The organism is Streptomyces sp. CB02056 (assembly GCF_001905545.1).
Classification (GTDB): Bacteria; Actinomycetota; Actinomycetes; order Streptomycetales; family Streptomycetaceae; genus Kitasatospora.
In genome coordinates, this window is sequence record NZ_LIPD01000018.1 from 24,683 (window position 1) to 42,695 (window position 18,013).

Here is an 18,013-nt window from a genome sequence, read left to right on the forward strand (position 1 = left end):
TACGGCCTCGGGGAGCGTCGTATGGCTTGCTCGACCCGCATGGTGACCGCCTCCCTTCCTTCGTCGCATTTCGCACGTGCTGTGCGTCGGGGAACATCTATCCACGGAACGGGCGCGGCCCGCAACGGATTTAAAAACGCGTCCGGCCCGGCGGAGCGGATGCTCCACCGGGCCGGAGGGTGTTCCGGGAGGGGCCGTCAGCTGACGACGGTGACCTCGCCGATGCCGAGCGCCCGCACGTCGTCGGCGATCACGGCGGCGTCGCCGACCAGGACGGTGACCAGGCGGTCCGGCGGGAAGGCCGCGACGACCGCCTCGGTGGCGGCGGCGGTGGGCAGTTCGGCGAGCTGCCGGTAGACCTCGGCCTGGTAGTCGTCCGGCAGGTACTGCTCGACCTGGTCGGCCAGGGTGCCGGCGACCGAGCCCGCGGTCTCGTACTTCAGCGGGGCGACGCCGACCAGGAACTGCACGGCCTCGTCGCGCTCGGCGTCGGTGAGGCCCTCGGCGGCGAGGGTGCGCAGGATGACCCAGGTGTCGGCCAGCGCGGGGGCGGTGGAGGCGGTGTCCACCGAGCCGCTGATGGCGAGCATGGCGCGCCCGCTGCCGTCGGCGGCCGAGCGCAGCGGCTGGGCGAAGGCGCGCACGCCGTAGGTGTAGCCCTTCTCCTCGCGCAGGACGCGGTCGAGGCGGGAGGTGAGGGTGCCGCCGAGGCAGTAGGTGCCGAGGGTCTGGGCGGCCCAGACCGGGTCGTGGCGGTCGGGTCCGATCCGGCCGATGAGCAGCTGGGTCTGGACGGAGCCGGGGCGGTCCACGATGACGACGCGGCCGTGGTCGTCGCCGGTGACCGGGGCGTGGACGGACGGCTCGGCGGCCGTTCCGGTCCAGGTGCCGAGGGTGCTCTCCAGCAGCGCGGGCAGGTCGACGCCGGTGAGGTCGCCGACCACCACGACGGTGCTGGTCGCGGGGCGCACGTGGCCGTCGTAGAAGGCCTTGACGGCGGCGCGGTCGATCGACTTGACGGTGTCGGCGGTGCCGGCGCGGGGCCGGGAGAGCCGGTCGGCGGCGTCGAAGAGCTCGGCGTACAGGGCCTTGGCGGCGCGCCGGGCGGGGTTGGCCTGCTCGTGGACGATCTCGTCCAGGCGGTTGGCGACCAGCCGCTCGATCTCCGCCTCGGGCAGGGCCGGGGCGCGCAGGGCGTCGGCGAGCAGGGACAGGCCGCGCTGGAGCCGGGAGGCGGGGACCTCCAGGGAGATCCGGATGCACGGGTGGTCGGCGTGCGTGTCGAGGGTGGCGCCGGCGCGCTCCAGCTCGGCGGCGTACTCCTCGGCGCTGAGGGTGTCGGTGCCCTCGCTGAAGGCGCGGGCGAGGATGCCGGCGACGCCGTCGAGGCCCTCGGGCTCGGCGGCGAGCGGGACGTCGAGCAGGACCTCGACGGCGACCAGCTGCTGGCCGGGCCGGTGGCAGTGCAGGACGGTGATGCCGTTGCCGAGGGCGGCCCGCTCGGGGGCGGGGAAGTCCCAGGGGCTGGGCGTGCCCGGCCGGGGCTGCGGGTGGAAGGTCATGGCGGGGACGTAGTCGGTGCTCATACGGCGGCACCCTCCTCTTCGGAAGCGGCGTCGGAGTCGGCGTCGGTCTCGGCGGCGGCGGTCGGCTCGTAGGCGAGGACGGCCCGGTTGTCGGGGTGGAGCCGGGCCTTGGCGATGGCCTGGACCTCCTCGGCGGTGACGTCGAGGACCTTGGGGAGGGCGTCGTTGAGCAGCTCCGGGTCGCCGAACAGGACGGCGTAGCGGCACAGTTCGTCGGCCCGGCCGGCGACGGTGGTGAGCCGGTCGAGCCACTCGCGCTCGATCTGGGCCTGGGCGCGTTCGAGCTCCTCGGCGGTGGGGCCCTCGGCGGCGAAGCGGGCGAGCTCCTCGTCGACGGCGGTGCCGATCTGCTCGATGGTGGCGTCGCCGGAGGTCTTGACGTCGAGCCAGCCGAGGCTGGGGGCGCCGGCCAGCCGCAGCAGGCCGAAGCCGGCGGCGACGGCGGTGCGGTCGCGGCGGACCAGCCGGTTGTAGAGGCGGCTGGACTCGCCGCTGCCGAGGATGGTGAGGGCGAGGTCGGCGGCGTCGGCCTCGCGGGTGCCGTCGTGCGGAAGGCGGTAGGCGGCCATCAGGGCGCGGGAGGGGACGTCCTCGTGGACGTCCTCGCGGATCTCGCGGCCGATCGTCTCGGGGAGCTCGCCCGAGCGCGGGGGCTGCTTGCCGTCGTGCGCGGGGATGGAGCCGAAGTACTTCTCGACCCAGGCGACGGTCTGCTCGGGGTCAATGTCGCCGACGATCGAGAGGACCGCGTTGTTGGGCGCGTAGTACGTCCGGAAGAACGTCCGGGCGTCCTCCAGGGTGGCCGCGTCGAGGTCGGCCATGGAGCCGATCGGGGTGTGGTGGTACGGGTGGCCGTCGGGGAAGGAGAGCGCGGTGAGCTTCTCGAAGGCGGTGCCGTACGGGACGTTGTCGTAGCGCTGGCGGCGCTCGTTCTTGACGACGTCGCGCTGGTTCTCCATGGACGTCTCGTCGAGCGCGGCGAGCAGCGAGCCCATCCGGTCGGCCTCCAGCCAGAGCGCGAGCTCCAGCTGGTGGGCGGGCATGGTCTCGAAGTAGTTGGTGCGCTCGAAGCTGGTGGTGCCGTTGAGCGAGCCGCCGGCGCCCTGGACGAGCTCGAAGTGCCCGTTGTTGGTGACGTTGGCCGAGCCCTGGAACATCAGGTGCTCGAAGAGGTGGGCGAGGCCGGTGCGGCCCTTGACCTCGTGCCGGGAGCCCACGTCGTACCAGAGGCAGACGGCGGCGACCGGGGTCAGGTGGTCCTCGGAGAGGACTACGCGCAGGCCGTTGGCCAGGCGGTGCTCGGTGATGGCGATGCCTCGGCTGGAGGCGGGGGCCGGGTTGGCCATGCGCTCGGGTCCTTCCCGTCGTCGATGTCGGGGGTTCGTGTGGCGTCCCCCATTGTGGTGCAACGTGCGGGAGCCGTGTTCGTGTCCGCGCGGACGGGGCCGTTCGCCAGGGGCGGAAGAGGGCCGCTGACCGGGAGTGTCGGCCCGAGGGTCCACAATGGGGGCGCCGCGCCCTGTCGACGGCGCCCGGTTGACGGGTCCGGCGGCGGGACGGTGCGGAGACGAGCGACGACCGCCCCCCGGCGTTCGGCGACCGACCGAGACACAGCCAGCGACACGTAAGGGAGCCCCGCCGCGATGGCCCGCCGCAGTTCGCAGACCCCGCCGCCCGGAGACTTCGAGGAGCGGATCCTCGACGTCGACGTCGTGGACGAGATGCAGGGCTCCTTCCTGGAGTACGCCTACTCGGTGATCTACTCGCGTGCACTGCCCGACGCGCGGGACGGCCTGAAGCCGGTGCACCGCCGGATCCTGTACCAGGCCAACGAGATGGGCCTGCGCCCGGAGCGCGCGCACGTGAAGTGCGCCCGCGTGGTGGGCGAGGTGATGGGCCGGCTGCACCCGCACGGCGACCAGTCGATCTACGACTCGGTGGTGCGCATGGCGCAGCCGTTCTCGATGCGGCTGCCGCTGATCGACGGGCACGGCAACTTCGGTTCGCTGGGCAACGACGACCCGCCGGCCGCGATGCGCTACACCGAGTCGCGGCTGACGGCCGCCTCGATGGCGATGGTGGAGTCGATCCACGAGGACACCGTCGACTTCGGCCCCAACTACGACGGCAGCGAGCAGGAGCCGCTGGCGCTGCCGGCCGCGTTCCCCAACCTGCTGGTGAACGGCGCGACGGGCATCGCGGTCGGCATGGCGACGAACATGCCGCCGCACAACCTGTCCGAGGTGGTGGCTGCGGCCCGTCACCTGATCAAGCACCCGAACGCGGACCTGGACACGCTGATGCGGTTCGTGCCCGGTCCGGACCTGCCGACCGGCGGGCGGATCGTGGGCCTGTCGGGCATCCGGGACGCGTACGAGTCGGGCCGCGGCACGTTCAAGATCCGGGCGACGACGACGGTGGAGGCGGTGACGGCCCGCCGCAAGGGCATCGTGGTCACCGAGCTGCCGTACAACGTCGGCCCGGAGAAGGTCATCTCGAAGATCAAGGACCTGGTCAACGCGAAGAAGCTCCAGGGCATCGCGGACGTCAAGGACCTGACCGACCGCGAGCACGGGCTGCGGCTGGTCATCGAGGTGAAGAACGGCTTCGTGCCGGAGGCGCTGCTGGAGCAGCTGTACAAGCTGACGCCGCTGGAGGAGACCTTCGGCATCAACAACGTGGCGCTGGTGGACGGGCAGCCGCTGACGCTGGGGCTCAAGGAGCTGCTGGAGGTCTACGTCGACCACCGCTTCACCGTGGTGCGCCGGCGCAGCGACTTCCGCCGCCGCAAGCGCGAGGAGCGGCTGCACCTGGTCGAGGGCCTGCTGGTGGCGCTGCTCGACATCGACGAGGTCATCGCGATCATCCGGTCGAGTGACAACGCCCAGCAGGCGAAGGAACGCCTGATGGAGCACTTCTCGCTGTCGGAGACGCAGACCGCGTACATCCTGGACACCCCGCTGCGGCGGCTGACCCGCTTCGACCGGGTCGAGCTGGAGCAGGAGAAGGAGAAGCTGACCTCCGAGATCGCGGACCTGACCGAGATCCTGGAGTCGGACACCAAGCTGCGCAGCGTGGTGTCGTCCGAACTGGGCGCGGTGTCCAAGCAGTTCGGCACCGAGCGGCGCACGGTGCTACTGGAGGCGGGGGCGGTGCCCTCGGCCGCGCTGGCGGTGCCGCTGGAGGTCGCGGACGACCCGTGCCGGGTGCTGCTGTCGTCGACGGGCCTGCTGGCGCGGACGGCGGACGGCGAGCCGTTCGAGGAGTCGGAGAAGCGGGCGAAGCACGACGTGATCGTCTCGGCGGTGCACGCGACGGCACGGGCGGACGTCGGCGTGGTCACGTCCGCGGGCCGGGTCCTGCGACTGCCGGTGATCGACCTTCCGGCGCTGCCGCCGACACCGTCGCCGACGCTGGCGGGCGGGGCCGCGGTGGGCGAGTTCCTGCGGCTGGAGGACGGGGAGCGGGCGCTGGCGCTGACCACCCTGGACGAGTCCTCGCCGGGGCTGGCGCTGGGCACGCTGCAGGGCGTGGTGAAGCGGGTGGTGCCGGAGTGGCCGGCGAACAAGGACGAGTTCGAGGTGATCGCCCTCAAGGAGGGTGACGAGCTGGTGGGCGCGGTCGAACTGCGCACCGGCGAGGAGGACCTGGTCTTCATCGCCTCCGACGCCCAGCTGCTGCGCTACCCGGCGGGCCAGGTGCGTCCGCAGGGCCGCCCGGCGGGCGGCATGGCGGGCATCAAGCTGTCGGACGGCACGCGGGTGCTGTCCTTCACGGCGGTGGACCCGGCGGCGGACGCGGTGGTGGTCTCGGTGGCCACGGCCACGGGCACGCTCTCCGACGGCGAGCAGACCAGCTGGAAGGTCACCCCGTTCGAGCAGTACCCGCGCAAGGGCCGCGCCACCGGCGGCGTGCGCTGCCAGCGCTTCCTGCGCGGCGAGGACGCCCTGGCCTTCGCCTGGGCCGGCGCCGCCCCGGCCCGCGCCGCCACCGCCAAGGGCGCCCCGGTCGACCTGCCCGAGCGCGACCCGCGCCGCGACGGCTCCGGCACCCCGGTCACCACCCCGATCGCGGTGGTCGCCGGCCCGGCGTAGCGGCTCCCGCCCGAGCGGAGGGGCACCGGACATCGTCCGGTGCCCCTCCGCTTTTTCGTGCCCGCCCGGCCGGGATTGCGGAACGGCGATCTCCAATTCCCGGTCATGGCCTGAACTTTGCCCTCCCATGGGTTAGGTTCACCGAACAGGTGCTCCACACCGCGTCACAATCCTTGGGGGGATGGGGAGTTGACCGATCAATTCAAGATCGACATGGACCGGATGAGAACGGTGTCCAAGCAACTCGACGAATGCGCCAAGCGCATGAAGACGGTCGCCAAGAGCCTGGAGAACGCCGGGATCGCCCGCCAGACCGGCAACGCGTGGCTCGACTCGGCATGCCTGGGCTTCGAACGCCACTGGCACGGAGCGATGGGTCGGATGGGCAAGCTGGCCCACAACCTCCACGAGGGCCTGGACGAATCACTCAAGGCCTACACGGACAACGAACAGGGCGTCGCGAAGGCCTACAGCGCAGCCGGCAGCAGGGACTGACTCCACCATGGGTGACAAGAACTGGCCGGGCCTCGGCTTCTGCCCGGCCCCGGGGGACCTGGCGGGCATCGCCAAGATGTACGCGGACGTCGACGCCGTAGCCCGGGAACTGGAAGAACTGCGGAGCGCACTCGCCGGCATCGGCTCCGACGGCGGCGCCTGGGAGGGCGAGGCGGCCCGCAAGTTCGCCGACAAGCTGGGCCAACTGCCCAAGTACCTCACCCAGGGCCACGAGTCGATGGCCGCCTGCTCGCGGGCCCTCAAGGCCTGGCACACCCAGCTCTCCGGCATGATCACCACCGGCCGCACGATGGAGGCCGAAGCCGTCGAGCTGCGCACGCGGCTGGCCGACACGGACGGCCAGGTCACCTCCCTCGGCAACACCCTGAAGGGCTACGCGCAGAACGGCGGGCAGACCGCCGACAACGTGATCAACCGCGCCCAGGCGCAGTTCGACGCGGCCCGGGAGGCCAGCACCCGCTGCCACCACCAGCTCGACGAGGTCATCAAGCGCGCCCACAAGCAGCTGGAGGACCACCGGCACAAGGCCGAGGCCGCCGCCAAGGCGATCGTGGAGGCGTCCCGTCACCACCCGCCGGACCCGGGCCTGTTCAAGCGGATGCTGGACAACGTGAAAAAGGCCTGGAACAAGTCGTTGGACTTCCTGTCCGACCATGCCGACATCCTGTCCATGATCTCGGCCGGACTGACGATCGCCGCGCTGTTCACCCCGTTCGGTCCGGTGCTGGTCGCCGGGGCCGTGCTGACGAGCGCGGGCGCGCTGAGCGGGCACGGCATCGCCAAGCTCCGTGGCAAGGACGTGTCGTGGATGACCCTCGGGCTGGACTCGTTGGGCTTGATCCCCGGCTACGGGCTGGTCAAGGGCTTCGCCACCGCCGCCAAGGGAACCCGGGCCGCGAACGCCGGCGGCAGCGCGCTCGCCATGGCCAGGCTTCCGATGTCGACCAAGGCCGTCACCACGTGGATACCCAAAGGCGCGAGCTGGCTCAGCCAGTCGGAAAGGGCGCCCAATGTCGCCCGCGTCTTCTCGGACAAGGTCGCGTCCCGCTTGTCGGCGCTCGATCCCGCGAAGGTCACGGCCAGTGCGAAGGCGGCCTCGATCGTCTACGGCGCGTACAAGCAAGTGGACAAAGCGATCGAGAGAAGGGCGGCGGCGCAGCCCGTCGTGCTTCCCGGGCCGCTCGCGAGGCCCGCAGTCCGGCCGGCGTCCGCCCCGTTCCTGAACGCCGTCGGCTGAGAGGAGAGACCCATGGCCAAGGACCTCCATGCCACGCTCCCCGTCGAGGGCGGACGGATCGCCTCGGTGCCCGAGGTGGCCGAGGCCGCGCGACGGGCCGAAACGCTCTACGGAATCAACCTGCTGCACGACTACGTGGCCCGCGATGTGGTGACCAAGCACCTGCGGATGCGGAACCAGCAGGACTGGTACTCCGAACTGGCCGGCCTGTTCATCATCGGGGGAATCGCGGGTGCCGTGTTCTTCGGCGCATCGATGAGTTCGCCGGCCGAGGGACGACAGGTGGCCGGCCTGGTGGCGGCCGTCCTTGCGATCCCCGTCGGCATCTGGATCGGGATCCGCGGCATGTCCTGGGAGGCGGAGAAGAAGACCGCCTCCGTGCACTTCACCACGTACGTGGGCCTGTTGAACCGGGCACGGGGAGCCGGTCTGACGGTCACGATCCCCCCCGAGTGGGGAGTCGCCGCCGAGCGGGCCTCGTGGGAGGAAGGCGCGACCGCTCCACCACAGCCGCCGGCCGCCCGGGGCACGTCCTCCACCAGTCCGGCTCCCCCGCAGCCGGCCGCGACACAGCCGACCTCGTGGTGGCCGGCCGACGCCGTGATCGACCCGAAGTTCCCGGTACTGCCGACCGCAGCACTCGCGCGCCACTGGGCCCTGGCCGGCCGGGCCCGCGAACTCAGTGCTCCGCACGGCGTCGACTTCCTGGACGAACAGGCGGTCCGGGGACTGCTCACCGCCGTGCAGCGGTCCCGCCGGTGGATCAGCCTCTGGGGCAGGACGTTCCTCCTCACCGTGGTCGCCGGCATGGTCGTCGCTCCCATGGGCATGGACCCCGCCGGTGCCGAGTACCGCCGACAGCTCGTCTCCCTGGGGACGGGCCTGATCGCCATCGGCTTGCTCGCTGCAGTCCCCGCGCTGAAGGAGCTCTGGACCTGGCGCCGCTCCGGCCTGCGCGAGCGTGCCGACGCCTACCTCGACCTGCTGATCGAGGCCCGTACGTACGGCGTCCCGGTCCCCGTCCCGCCGTCCTGGCTGGACATCCGCAACCGCATCCGCAAGCCCGCATGACCTCAGTGGAAGGCTCCCGATGTCCGGCACTCCGACAGCCGACCGCCCCGATCCCGCTGAGGACGCACCACTCCAGATCCGCTTCATCGTCCCGCCCGCCTTCCACCAGGTACCCGTGTTCGGCACCGAGGAACAGGTGGCGGAGGAGCTCTGGGAAATGGTCTGCGAGGTCCTGGCCGCCCGGTCCGAGGAGGACCGGGCCGCCTGGGCCATGATGCTGGCCGGGCTGATCCCGTCGATGGCCGAGGCCGGGGTGATCCACGCCGGGATGTGCCTGGTGGACGTGGGCGGCCGTCCGAGCATGGCCACGATCACCGCCTCGCTGTGCCCGTTGGAGGGCACCGACTACCCCGGCGCGGTGGACTTCCTGCTCACCCGGCTTGCCCTGTCCCGTCCGGAGGCGGAGGTGACGGCGGTCGAGCTGCCGGCCGGGCGGGCCGTCGCGGTGATCGACGCGGTGGCGACCGCGGTGGACGACGGGTCGACCCCGCTCGACGGCCTGGCGGTCCCGCTCGTCGACGGGGTGCTGACCACCTCGGTGATCCAGGTGCACCTGCCGCTGCCGAACGAGTCGCAGCTGCTCTCGCTGGAGCTGAGCACCCCGTGCCCGGAGGACTGGGTGCTGTACTCGGAGCTGTTCGCGGACGTCGTCCGCAGCATCCACCTGGAGTTCGCCGACCTCCCGACCGTCTCCGAGCCGATGTACGACACGGTGGACGAGGAGGTCGCGCAGCGGGTGAAGGCCGCCTTCGGGTGATCGAGTGAGGGTGATCAGCTGAGGGTAGCCTTGCCGGCGTGAGCACTTGTGCGACCGTGTCGCGTGAACTTTCGGAGCCGCTGGCCGCGACGGCGGCGGTGGCGAGCACCTGGCTGCTGGTGGAGCAGAACGGTCCGTGGGGCGCGAAGGCGCTGGGCGAGAGCCATCTGGACGCGGCGGTGGGGCGGGCGCTGGAGGCGGCCGCGGCCGGGACGGGCGTGCGGGTGGCGCTGATCCGGCGGCCCGGGCGGCACGCCGACTGCCTGCCGACCCCGCGCCACGAGGTGCTCGTGGCGCACACGGTGCCGGGCCGCGACTGGGTGCGCCGGGCGGCGGTGGCGGATCCGGCGGAGCTGCTGGGCCTGGACTTCGCGGCGCTGGGCGCCGGGGACCACACCGGCTTCGGTGCGGAGCACGTCGGCGGCCCGGTGGCCCTGGTGTGCACCAACGGGCGGCGGGACCGCTGCTGCGCGCTGCTGGGCCGTCCGCTCGCGGCGGAGCTGGCGGCGGCCGGGCACAGCGAGGTGTGGGAGGTCACCCACCTGGGCGGGCACCGCTTCTCCCCCACGATGCTGGTGCTGCCGTACGGCTACGCGTACGGGCGGCTGACGCCGGAGACCGCCAAGGAGGTGCTGGCGGCGACGGCGGCCGGGCACACGGTGCCGGAGTGGTCGCGCGGCTGTTCGGGCTGGGAGCGTCCGGGCCAGGCGGCCGAGCACGCGGTGCGGCTGGCGACCGGCGAGACCGGGGTGGACGCGTTGACGCTCGTCCAGCGGCCGGACGGTGAGCGCCGCTGGCTGGTGACGGTGCTGCACCGGGACGGCCGGTCCTGGGAGGTGGACGTGATCGAGACGGTGAGCGAGCCGGCGCGTCCGGAGAGCTGCGGCAAGGCGGCGGGGACGCCGTCGCGGATGGACGTGCTGTCCGTACGAGGGCTCTGACGCACAGCGGCCCCGCGCCCGTGGGGGTGGGCGCGGGACCGCTGTCGGCGGCGGGGTTCAGCCGGCGGCCTTGGCGACGAACTCCGTGGTGTAGGTCTTCGCCAGGTCGATCGACCCCTCCTTGCCCTTCACGTCCGGGTGGAACGCGGCGAGCACCGAGAGCACCGTCTTCGGCCCGTCGGCCGGCATCACGCCGTCCGTGGTGAACATCGGCAGCGTCGCCTTGATCGCCGCCGCGTACTGCTCGGCGCCGCCCTGGGCGTAGTCGGCGGGCATCTTCGCGGCGATCTCCTCGGGGCTGTGGGTGGACATCCACGTGAGGGTCTTCACGAAGGCGTTGGCGAGCTTCTGGGTGGTGTCCTTGTTCTTCTCCACCCAGTCGGTGTTCATGTACAGCGACGAGGACGGGTAGAGCCCGCCGAGCGCCTCGCGCGAGCCCTCGGGGGTGCGCATGTCGTAGAGGACCTTGCCGAGGCCCTTGTCCAGGACGGCGGCGACGGTCGGGTCGGTGGTCATCCCGGCGTCGATGCTGCCCTGCTGGAGCGCGGCGATGAAGGTCTGGCCGGCGCCGACCGCGATCGGGCTGAACTCGCTGACGGCGGTGCCGTTCTTGACCGCGAGGTACTTGGTGAGGAAGTCGGTCGAGGAGCCGAGGCTGGTGACGCCGAGCTTCTTCCCCTTGAAGTCGGCGCCGGACCTGATCGCGTCGGCCTGCTTGCTGGAGACCACCTCGACCTCGCCGGGCGCCTGGGCGAACTGCACCACGGACTCGACCTTCTTGCCCTTGGCCTGGAGGTCGATGGTGTGGTCGTAGAAGCCGACGGCGCCCTGGACGTCCCCGGCGAGCAGCGCGGTGGTGGCGTTGACGCCGGCCGGTTCGGTCATCAGCTCGACGTTGACGCCGGCCTCGGCGAAGTAGCCGAGCCGCTGGGTGAGCATCGCGGGCAGGTAGATGACCTTGTCCAGGCCACCGACCATGATCTTGACCTTGGGTCCGTCGACCTGCTGCCCGGCGGGGGCGGCGACCGCGCCGTGTCCGGCGGTGGCGGCGTCGTTGGCGCAGGCGGAGAGCGGGAGGAGCAGGAGGGCGGCGAGGGCGGCGGCAGCCGTTCTGCGCATGGGTAGGGGCCTCTCTTCGTACGGGCGGGGGAGGTTCAGCGGCCGTCGCCCGCGTCGGCGGGCTTCCAGCGGAACAGCTTCTTCTCGGCGAAGGTCAGCAGCCCCTCGGTGAGCAGCGCGACGACGGCGAGGATGGTCATGGCCGCGTACACACCGGCCGCGTTGAAGGTGCCCTGGGCGGCCGCGACGAGCAGGCCGAGGCCCTTGGTGGCGCCGATGTACTCGCCGACGATGGCGCCGATCAGCGCGAAGCCGAAGCTGACGTGCAGGCTGGTGAAGATCCAGGTGGTGGCGGCGGGGATGACCACCTGGAGGGTGACCCTGCGGTTGTCGGCGCCCAGGATGCGGGCGTTGGCGACGAGGTTGCGGTCCACCTCGCGGGCGCCCTGGAAGGCGTTGAAGAACACCGGGAAGAACACCAGCACCACCGCGGAGGCGACCTTGGAGGCCGGGCCGAGGCCGAACCAGATCAGGAAGATCGGCGCGAGCACGATCCGCGGGATCGCGTTGAGCACCTTGATGTACGGCCCGAACACGTCGGCCAGGAAGCGGATCCGGCCGAGCGCGATGCCCAGCAGCACGCCGCCGATGACGCCGATCACCCAGCCGGCGAGGGCCTCGTACAGGGTGTAGCCGATCTGCTCGCCGAGCGAGCCCTGCGCGGTGCCGTGGGTGACCCACTGCCAGATCTGGTCCCAGATCCTCGACGGCTGGGAGAAGTTGAACGGGTCGATGACGTCGGTGCGGGCGCAGACCTCCCAGAGCCCGAGGAAGGCGAGCAGCACCGCGACCCGGGCGCCGTAGACGACCAACCGGCGGTTGCGGGCGGCCCGTTCGCGGGCCTCGGTCCTCGTCGTGACGGCCGGGGGCTTCCCGGCGCCGGCCGGCGCGGCTCCCGGCGCGGCTCCCGACACGGACTCGGGCACGGAATCGGACGCGGTCTCAAGCGGCACGACCCGCTCCTCTCTCCCGGGTGATGCGCACCTCTTCGCCGAGCGAGGCCCAGATCTCGCGGTACAGCTCGACGAACCTCGGTTCCAGCCGGACGGCCTCCACGGTGCGCGGGCGCGGCAGGTCGACGGTGAAGACCTCCTTGACGGTGGCCGGTCCGGCCGTCATGACGACGACCCGGTCGGCGAGCGCGATGGCCTCGTCCAGGTCGTGGGTGACGAAGACGACCGACGAGCCGGTACCGGCCCACAGCTCCAGCAGCTGGTCCGACATCAGGGCCCGGGTCTGCACGTCCAGGGCCGAGAACGGCTCGTCCATCAGCAGGATCGCCGGGTCGTTGACGAAGGTCTGGGCGAGCGCGACGCGCTTGCGCATGCCACCGGACAGCTGGTGCGGGTAGCGGTCCTCGAAGGCGGCCAGGCCGACCCGGCCGAGCCAGTCCCGGGCCCGTTCCCTGGCCTCGGCGGCGGGCACGCCGCGGAAGCGCGGGCCGGCCATCACGTTGGACAGGACGGTGCGCCAGGGGAAGACGGCGTCCTGCTGGAAGACGAACCCGACCTTGGGGTCGATCCCGCGCACGGGCTCGCCGTACACCCGGACCTCGCCCTCGGTGGGCTCCTCCAGGCCGCTGACCAGGGTCAGCGTGGTGGACTTGCCGCAGCCGGTGGGGCCGACGACGGCGACGAACTCGCCCTGGGCGACGGTCAGATCGAGATCGCGGACGGCGGTGTGCAACGCCCCCGAGGGGGTGCGGAAGCGTTTGGTCGCGCCGGTCAGCTCGATCGCCGGGGTCTCGGTCATGCATTCCTCCCGGTTCTGTGCTTGCCCCGGAAAGGTAGGAGCGGGCCCGGCCCCGGCGGGAGCCTTCTTCGCGTAGTGCGACTTCTCCGCATAGAGGGGTGTTCTGCTCGTTTTGCTTGCGCTACAACTGCGGGGACGCGGCTGACAGAAACAGCGCGGAAACATAGGGTGTCCCGACCCACCCCACCGGAGGCACCCCCACCCCGCCCCCGCTCCCATCCCCGCTCCCGGACATCCGATTCCCCCGCAGCCGCCGAGAGGAGGCCCGGATGAAGCTCGCCCGCCGGCCCCGCCGGGTCTTCGCCCAACTGCTGCTGAGCCAGACCGTCGTCACCGTCGGTGTCACCGCCGTGACCGCCGGGCTGTTCCTGGCCCCGGTCAGCAGCGAGCTGGACCACGACGCGATGCAGCGGGCGCTGTCGATCGCCCAGGCCACCGCCACCGACGAGAACATCGCCCGGGCCGCCGCCGGCCGCGACGTGGTGGCCGCGCAGCGCAACGCCGAGCAGATCCGGCTGGCCACCGGCGCCAGCTTCGTCGTGGTCACCGACCTGGACGGCATCCGGCTCTCGCACACCGACCCGGGCCGGATCGGCCAGCGGGTCAGCACCGACCCGGAGCCCGCCCTCAGCGGCCGCAGCGTCACCGCCATCCAGCAGGGCACCCTGGGCCGCACCGCCCGGGGCAAGGTGCCGCTGCGGATGGCGGACGGCCGGATCGTCGGCGAGGTCTCGGTCGGCATCAGCGACGACTCGATCCGCCGCCGGCTGCTGAAGATGCTCACCGGCATCCTGCTGTGCGCGGGCGCCGGCCTCGCCGCCGGGACGCTCGCCACCCTCCTCCTGGCCCGCCGCCTCAAGCGCCGCACCCACAACATCGCGCTGGCCGACATCTCCGCGCTGCTGGTGGAGCGGGAGGCGATGCTGCACGGCATCCGCGAGGGCATGGTGGCGCTGGACGAGCACGGCCGGATCCGGCTGGCCAACGACGAGGCGATCCGGCTGCTCGGCCTGCCCGAGGACTGCGCCGGCCGCCCGATCGGCGCGGTGCTGCCGCCGGGCCGGCTGGCGGACGTGCTCGCCGGGCGGATCGCCGGCGCCGACCTGCCGGCCGTACGGGACGACCGGGTGCTGGTGGTCAACCGGACGGCCACGCCCGAGGGCGGCGCCGTGGTGACCCTGCGGGACCGCACCGAGCTGGAGTCGCTGGTCCGCGAGCTGGACACCACCCGCAGCCTGACCGAGGCACTGCGGGCCCAGGACCACGAGCACGCCAACCGGATGCACACCCTGCTGGGCCTGCTGGAACTGGGCCGCCACGAACAGGCGGTGGCGTTCATCTCGGAGCAGTCCGGCTCGCACGCGGTGGTCGCGGCGCGGATCGCCGAGCAGGTGCAGGACCCGCACGTGGCGGCGCTGCTGGCGGGCAAGAGCGCGGTGGCGGGCGAGCGCGGGGTGCGGCTGGCGCTGGCCCCGGCGGCGCACCTGCCGGACGCCGTGGTGGACGCCCGGGCGCTGGTGACGGTGCTCGGCAACCTGATCGACAACGCGGTGGACGCGCTGGCCGCGGGCGGCGGGGGCCGGGTGGAGGTGAGCCTGGCGGCGGCCGGCCCGACGCTGCTGCTGCAGGTCGCGGACAGCGGCCCGGGCGTGCCGGAGGAGCTGCGCGAGCAGGTCTTCGAAGAGGGGTGGAGCAGCAAGGACGCGCCCGCGCACCGTCCGCGCGGGCTGGGGCTGGCGATGGTGCGGCGGCTGGTCGAACGGACCGGCGGCCGGATCGTGCTCGACACCGGGCCGCTCGGCGGCGCCCGGTTCACCGTCGAGCTGCCCGAGGCCCTGCTCACCACCCAGCTCGTGGAGGCGTGATGATCGACGTACTCGTGGTGGACGACGACTTCCGGGTCGCGGACGTGCACGCCGCCTACGTGGCCAAGGTCCCCGGCTTCCGGGTGACCGGCACCGCGCACTCGGCCGGGGAGGCACTGGCCGCCCTGGAGCGCCGACCGGTGGACCTGCTGCTGCTCGACCACCACCTGCCGGACGAGACCGGCCTGGCCCTGGTGCGCCGGCTGCGGGAACGCCAGGTGGCCTGCGACGTGATGATGGTGACGGCCGCCCGGGACGTGTCGACGGTGCACGCCGCGATGCAGCACGGCGCGCTCCAGTACCTGGTCAAGCCGTTCACCTTCGCCGGGCTGCGGGAGAAGCTGGTGGCGTACGCGCAGCTGCGGCACGCGCTCGCCGCCCCGGCCCGGGAGGCCGGCCAGGACGAGGTGGACCGGCTGTTCGCGACCCTGCGCAGCGCCGCCGCCCCGGCCGGGCCGCTTCCCAAGGGCCACTCGGCGCCCACCACCGACCTGGTGATGGGCGTCCTGCGCCGGGCCGGCCGGCCGCTCTCCGCCCAGGAGGTCGCCGACGCCACCGGGCTGAGCCGCTCCACCGCGCAGCGCTACCTCAAGCAGCTGGAGCGGGACAACCGGCTGCGGCTGACCCTGCGGTACGGCGACACCGGCCGCCCGGAGCACCGCTACGGCCTGGCAGCCCGGGCGTAGCCGCTCCGGTCAGGGCCGATGACCGCCGGACCGGGCCCGGACAGGGGGGAACCCCGGCGGCCCCAGGCCCGCCGGGGTTCCCCGGGCGCGACGGCTCAGGCCGCGCCCGCACCGGTGAGAGCACGTACCTCCAGCTCGGCGAACCGGTCCGGGTCAGCGGGCTCGGACGAGGTGACCGTCCCGAGCCACCCGGCGAGGAAGCCGAGCGGGATGGAGACGAGGCCCGGGTTCTCCAGCGGGAACCAGTGGAAGTCGAGGCCGGGGAAGAGCGCCTCGTGGGAGCCGGACACCACCGGCGAGAAGAACACCAGCACGATCGCCGGGACCAGCCCGCCGTACACCGCCCAGACCGCGCCGCGGGCGGTGAACCGCGACCAGAACAGGCTGTACAGCAGCACCGGCAGGTTCGACGAGGCCGCGACGGCGAAGGCCAGGCCGACCAGGAAGGCGACGTTCAGCTGCTGGGCGAAGAGGCTGATCACGATCGCCGTCGCACCGATCCCGGCGGCGGCGAACCGGGCGACCACCACCTCCTGCTGCTCGCTGATCCCGGACACCGACTCCTCCGACCGGGAGGCCGGGACGGTCTCGCCCCGACGACGGCGGCCGCGACCGTTCTTCGCCTGCTCGCGGGCGGGCCGGGCGCGCCAGGCGCCGGCCCAGACGTCGTGGGCGAAGGCCGCCGAGGAGGCCAGGGTGAGCCCGGCGACCACGGCGAGGATGGTGGCGAAGGCGATCGCCGAGATCAGGGCGAACAGCACCACCCCGCCGGTGCTGCCGTTGCCGCCGCCGAGCACCAGGGCGAGCAGCGGAACGGCGGTGTTCCCGGCCGAGTTGGCGTGCCGCACCTCGGCCGAGCCGATCAGCGCGGTGGCGCCGAGGCCGAGCACGATGGCCATCAGGTAGAAGCTGCCGACCAGGCCGATCGCCCACATCGTGGAGCGGCGGGCGGCCCGCGCGGTGGGCACCGTGTAGAAGCGGGACAGGATGTGCGGCAGGCCCGCGGTGCCGAGCACCAGGGCGAGGCCGAGGCTGACGAAGTCCAGCCGGCTGGTGAGGCTGCCGCCGTACTTGAGCCCGGGCTCCAGGTAGCGGTGCCCGGCACCGCTGTGGTCGGCGGCCTGGCGCATCAGCTCGCCGAGGTCCCCGTGGAAGCGGACCACCAGCAGCACCGTCAGCAGCACCGAACCGCCGGTCAGTAGGAAGGCCTTGATGATCTGGATCCAGGTGGTGGCCCGCATCCCGCCGATGGTGACGTAGACGATCATCAGGGCGCCGACCGCGATGATGGTCCAGGTGCGGGCGTGCGGGCTGCCGGTGCCGAGCAGCAGGGCGACCAGCGAACCGGCGCCGACCATCTGGGCCACCAGGTAGAGCAGGGTGACCACGACGCTGGCGCCGCCGGCCGCGGCGCGCACCTTGCGGCGGCGCAGCCGCAGCGCGAGCACGTCGGCGAGGGTGTACCGGCCGGCGTTGCGGACGAGCTCGGCGACCAGCATCAGCACGACCAGCCAGGCGACCAGGAAGCCGATGCTGTAGAGCACGCCGTCGTAGCCGTAGAGCGCGATCAGCCCGGCGACGCCCAGGAAGGAGGCCGCGGACAGGTAGTCGCCGGAGAGCGCGAAGCCGTTCTGCAGCGGGGTGAAGTCGCGGCCGCCGGCGAAGAAGTCCTCGGCGGCGTTGCCCTGGCGGCCGACCCAGAGGGTGACCCCCAGGGTGACCAGGACGACGACGGCGAACAGCGCGATGGCGAGCGAGTGGTGGTCGCCGGTGGGGGCGACCGGGGGCGGGGTGGCGGTCGACACCACGGTCCGCGCGGCGGTCCTCACGGCGGCCACGGCCGCGTCGGTGGGCACGGTGGCCATCAGGGTCGTCATCGCAGCTGGTCCTGGGTGTCCCAGCGCAGGCCCAGGGCGGCGCGGTCGCGCTTGGTCCGGGCGTTGCGGGCGTAGAGCCAGGCGAGCAGGAAGGTCGAGGCGAACTGCAGAAGTCCCAGCAGCCAGGCCACGTTGAGCGGGCCGGCCACCGCGCGGCGCATCAGGTCGGGGGCACCGGCCTGGGCGGCGACATACAGCAGGTACCAGGCGAGGAAGCCGCCGGTGATGGGGAAGACGAAGGTCCGGTAGCTGCGGCGGATCTGCCGGAAGGCCGCGCTGGCCTGGACCTCCCGGTAGACCTCGGTCCGGTCGGCGACCGGTTCCTCGTCCCGTGGCGCGAGGGACCCGAGGGGTGCGTGCGGTGCGGCCGGGGCCGCTTGGTCGACGGGGGTGCTCTGGGCGAACGGCTCGACGGCGGGCCCGTGGATCGGTGCGCCGACGGCCACAGGCTCGCCGACTGCCTCTGCCGACCGGTCCGGACGGGTGTGCTCCGTACGGATGGGGCCCGACTG

Annotated in this window: 15 protein-coding genes; 8 read left to right on the top strand and 7 right to left on the bottom strand. The window is 72.6% G+C overall.

Translation table 11 applies throughout. The features are described 5' to 3' along the window. Positions 1-197: 197 nt before the first annotated feature. Entirely contained in the window at positions 198-1,562 is a 1,365-nt protein-coding gene (locus AMK13_RS35145) for a M16 family metallopeptidase (RefSeq protein WP_074005706.1), read from the bottom strand. Between the two features lie 20 nt (positions 1,563-1,582). Then, the gene (locus tag AMK13_RS35150; RefSeq protein ID WP_074005661.1) at positions 1,583-2,932 is read right to left on the bottom strand and encodes a M16 family metallopeptidase; all 1,350 of its coding nucleotides are present in this window, start codon (positions 2,930-2,932) and stop codon (positions 1,583-1,585) included. Between the two features lie 297 nt (positions 2,933-3,229). On the opposite strand from AMK13_RS35150, the gene AMK13_RS35155 reads away from it, so the two are divergent. The 6 genes from AMK13_RS35155 (at position 3,230) to AMK13_RS35180 (ending at position 10,202) form a co-directional block, all read left to right on the top strand. Next, entirely contained in the window at positions 3,230-5,680 is a 2,451-nt protein-coding gene (locus tag AMK13_RS35155) for a DNA gyrase/topoisomerase IV subunit A (protein ID WP_074005662.1), read from the top strand. Between the two features lie 189 nt (positions 5,681-5,869). After that, complete coding sequence (locus AMK13_RS35160; RefSeq protein ID WP_107418945.1) at positions 5,870-6,175, top strand: type VII secretion target; 306 nt, start codon at positions 5,870-5,872, stop codon at positions 6,173-6,175. Positions 6,176-6,182: 7 nt separating this feature from the next. Then, the gene (locus AMK13_RS35165) at positions 6,183-7,433 is read left to right on the top strand and encodes a hypothetical protein (protein WP_074005664.1); all 1,251 of its coding nucleotides are present in this window, start codon (positions 6,183-6,185) and stop codon (positions 7,431-7,433) included. Positions 7,434-7,445: 12 nt separating this feature from the next. Continuing rightward, a complete protein-coding gene (locus AMK13_RS35170; protein WP_074005665.1) occupies positions 7,446-8,504 on the top strand; it encodes a hypothetical protein in 1,059 nt (352 codons plus the stop codon). 19 nt (positions 8,505-8,523) lie between these two features. Next, on the top strand, positions 8,524-9,261 hold the full coding sequence (locus AMK13_RS35175) for a hypothetical protein (protein WP_074005666.1): 738 nt from the start codon (positions 8,524-8,526) through the stop codon (positions 9,259-9,261). A gap of 38 nt (positions 9,262-9,299) precedes the next feature. After that, on the top strand, positions 9,300-10,202 hold the full coding sequence (locus tag AMK13_RS35180) for a sucrase ferredoxin (RefSeq protein ID WP_049650779.1): 903 nt from the start codon (positions 9,300-9,302) through the stop codon (positions 10,200-10,202). 57 nt (positions 10,203-10,259) lie between these two features. Here the strand turns inward: AMK13_RS35180 and AMK13_RS35185 are convergent, their stop codons facing one another. The 3 genes from AMK13_RS35185 to AMK13_RS35195 are packed head-to-tail and all read right to left on the bottom strand — an operon-like array spanning position 10,260 to position 13,073. Further along, positions 10,260-11,321, bottom strand: a complete 1,062-nt coding sequence (locus tag AMK13_RS35185) for an ABC transporter substrate-binding protein (RefSeq protein WP_074005667.1) — start codon at positions 11,319-11,321, stop codon at positions 10,260-10,262. A gap of 35 nt (positions 11,322-11,356) precedes the next feature. Next, on the bottom strand, positions 11,357-12,274 hold the full coding sequence (locus AMK13_RS35190) for an ABC transporter permease (RefSeq protein ID WP_369808280.1): 918 nt from the start codon (positions 12,272-12,274) through the stop codon (positions 11,357-11,359). Continuing rightward, positions 12,264-13,073 carry an ABC transporter ATP-binding protein gene (locus AMK13_RS35195; RefSeq protein WP_049650781.1) on the bottom strand — a complete coding sequence of 270 codons (810 nt, stop codon included), beginning with the start codon at positions 13,071-13,073 and terminating at the stop codon, positions 12,264-12,266. Before AMK13_RS35195 ends, AMK13_RS35190 begins: the two co-directional genes overlap by 11 nt. Before the next feature lie 269 nt (positions 13,074-13,342). Here AMK13_RS35195 and AMK13_RS35200 point away from each other — a divergent pair, with 269 nt between their 5' ends. Then, entirely contained in the window at positions 13,343-14,938 is a 1,596-nt protein-coding gene (locus AMK13_RS35200) for a sensor histidine kinase (protein ID WP_074005668.1), read from the top strand. Further along, the gene (locus AMK13_RS35205) at positions 14,938-15,624 is read left to right on the top strand and encodes a response regulator (protein ID WP_074005669.1); all 687 of its coding nucleotides are present in this window, start codon (positions 14,938-14,940) and stop codon (positions 15,622-15,624) included. Before AMK13_RS35200 ends, AMK13_RS35205 begins: the two co-directional genes overlap by 1 nt. A gap of 95 nt (positions 15,625-15,719) precedes the next feature. Here the strand turns inward: AMK13_RS35205 and AMK13_RS35210 are convergent, their stop codons facing one another. Continuing rightward, complete coding sequence (locus AMK13_RS35210) at positions 15,720-17,501, bottom strand: solute symporter family protein (RefSeq protein WP_234348313.1); 1,782 nt, start codon at positions 17,499-17,501, stop codon at positions 15,720-15,722. Beyond that, positions 17,498-17,947 (bottom strand): DUF485 domain-containing protein, encoded by a 450-nt coding sequence (locus tag AMK13_RS35215; RefSeq protein WP_181970691.1) that lies wholly within the window; start codon positions 17,945-17,947, stop codon positions 17,498-17,500. The genes AMK13_RS35210 and AMK13_RS35215 overlap by 4 nt, the downstream gene beginning before the upstream one ends. Between the last annotated feature and the right edge of the window lie 66 nt (positions 17,948-18,013).

Coding starts and splice junctions, on each gene's coding strand:
- AMK13_RS35145 (WP_074005706.1), bottom strand. CDS start 1,562: ATGACCTTCCACCCGCAGCCCCGGCCGGGCACGCCCAGCCCCTGGGAC.
- AMK13_RS35150 (WP_074005661.1), bottom strand. CDS start 2,932: ATGGCCAACCCGGCCCCCGCCTCCAGCCGAGGCATCGCCATCACCGAG.
- AMK13_RS35155 (WP_074005662.1), top strand. CDS start 3,230: ATGGCCCGCCGCAGTTCGCAGACCCCGCCGCCCGGAGACTTCGAGGAG.
- AMK13_RS35165 (WP_074005664.1), top strand. CDS start 6,183: ATGGGTGACAAGAACTGGCCGGGCCTCGGCTTCTGCCCGGCCCCGGGG.
- AMK13_RS35170 (WP_074005665.1), top strand. CDS start 7,446: ATGGCCAAGGACCTCCATGCCACGCTCCCCGTCGAGGGCGGACGGATC.
- AMK13_RS35175 (WP_074005666.1), top strand. CDS start 8,524: ATGTCCGGCACTCCGACAGCCGACCGCCCCGATCCCGCTGAGGACGCA.
- AMK13_RS35185 (WP_074005667.1), bottom strand. CDS start 11,321: ATGCGCAGAACGGCTGCCGCCGCCCTCGCCGCCCTCCTGCTCCTCCCG.
- AMK13_RS35195 (WP_049650781.1), bottom strand. CDS start 13,073: ATGACCGAGACCCCGGCGATCGAGCTGACCGGCGCGACCAAACGCTTC.
- AMK13_RS35200 (WP_074005668.1), top strand. CDS start 13,343: ATGAAGCTCGCCCGCCGGCCCCGCCGGGTCTTCGCCCAACTGCTGCTG.
- AMK13_RS35205 (WP_074005669.1), top strand. CDS start 14,938: ATGATCGACGTACTCGTGGTGGACGACGACTTCCGGGTCGCGGACGTG.
- AMK13_RS35210 (WP_234348313.1), bottom strand. CDS start 17,501: ATGACGACCCTGATGGCCACCGTGCCCACCGACGCGGCCGTGGCCGCC.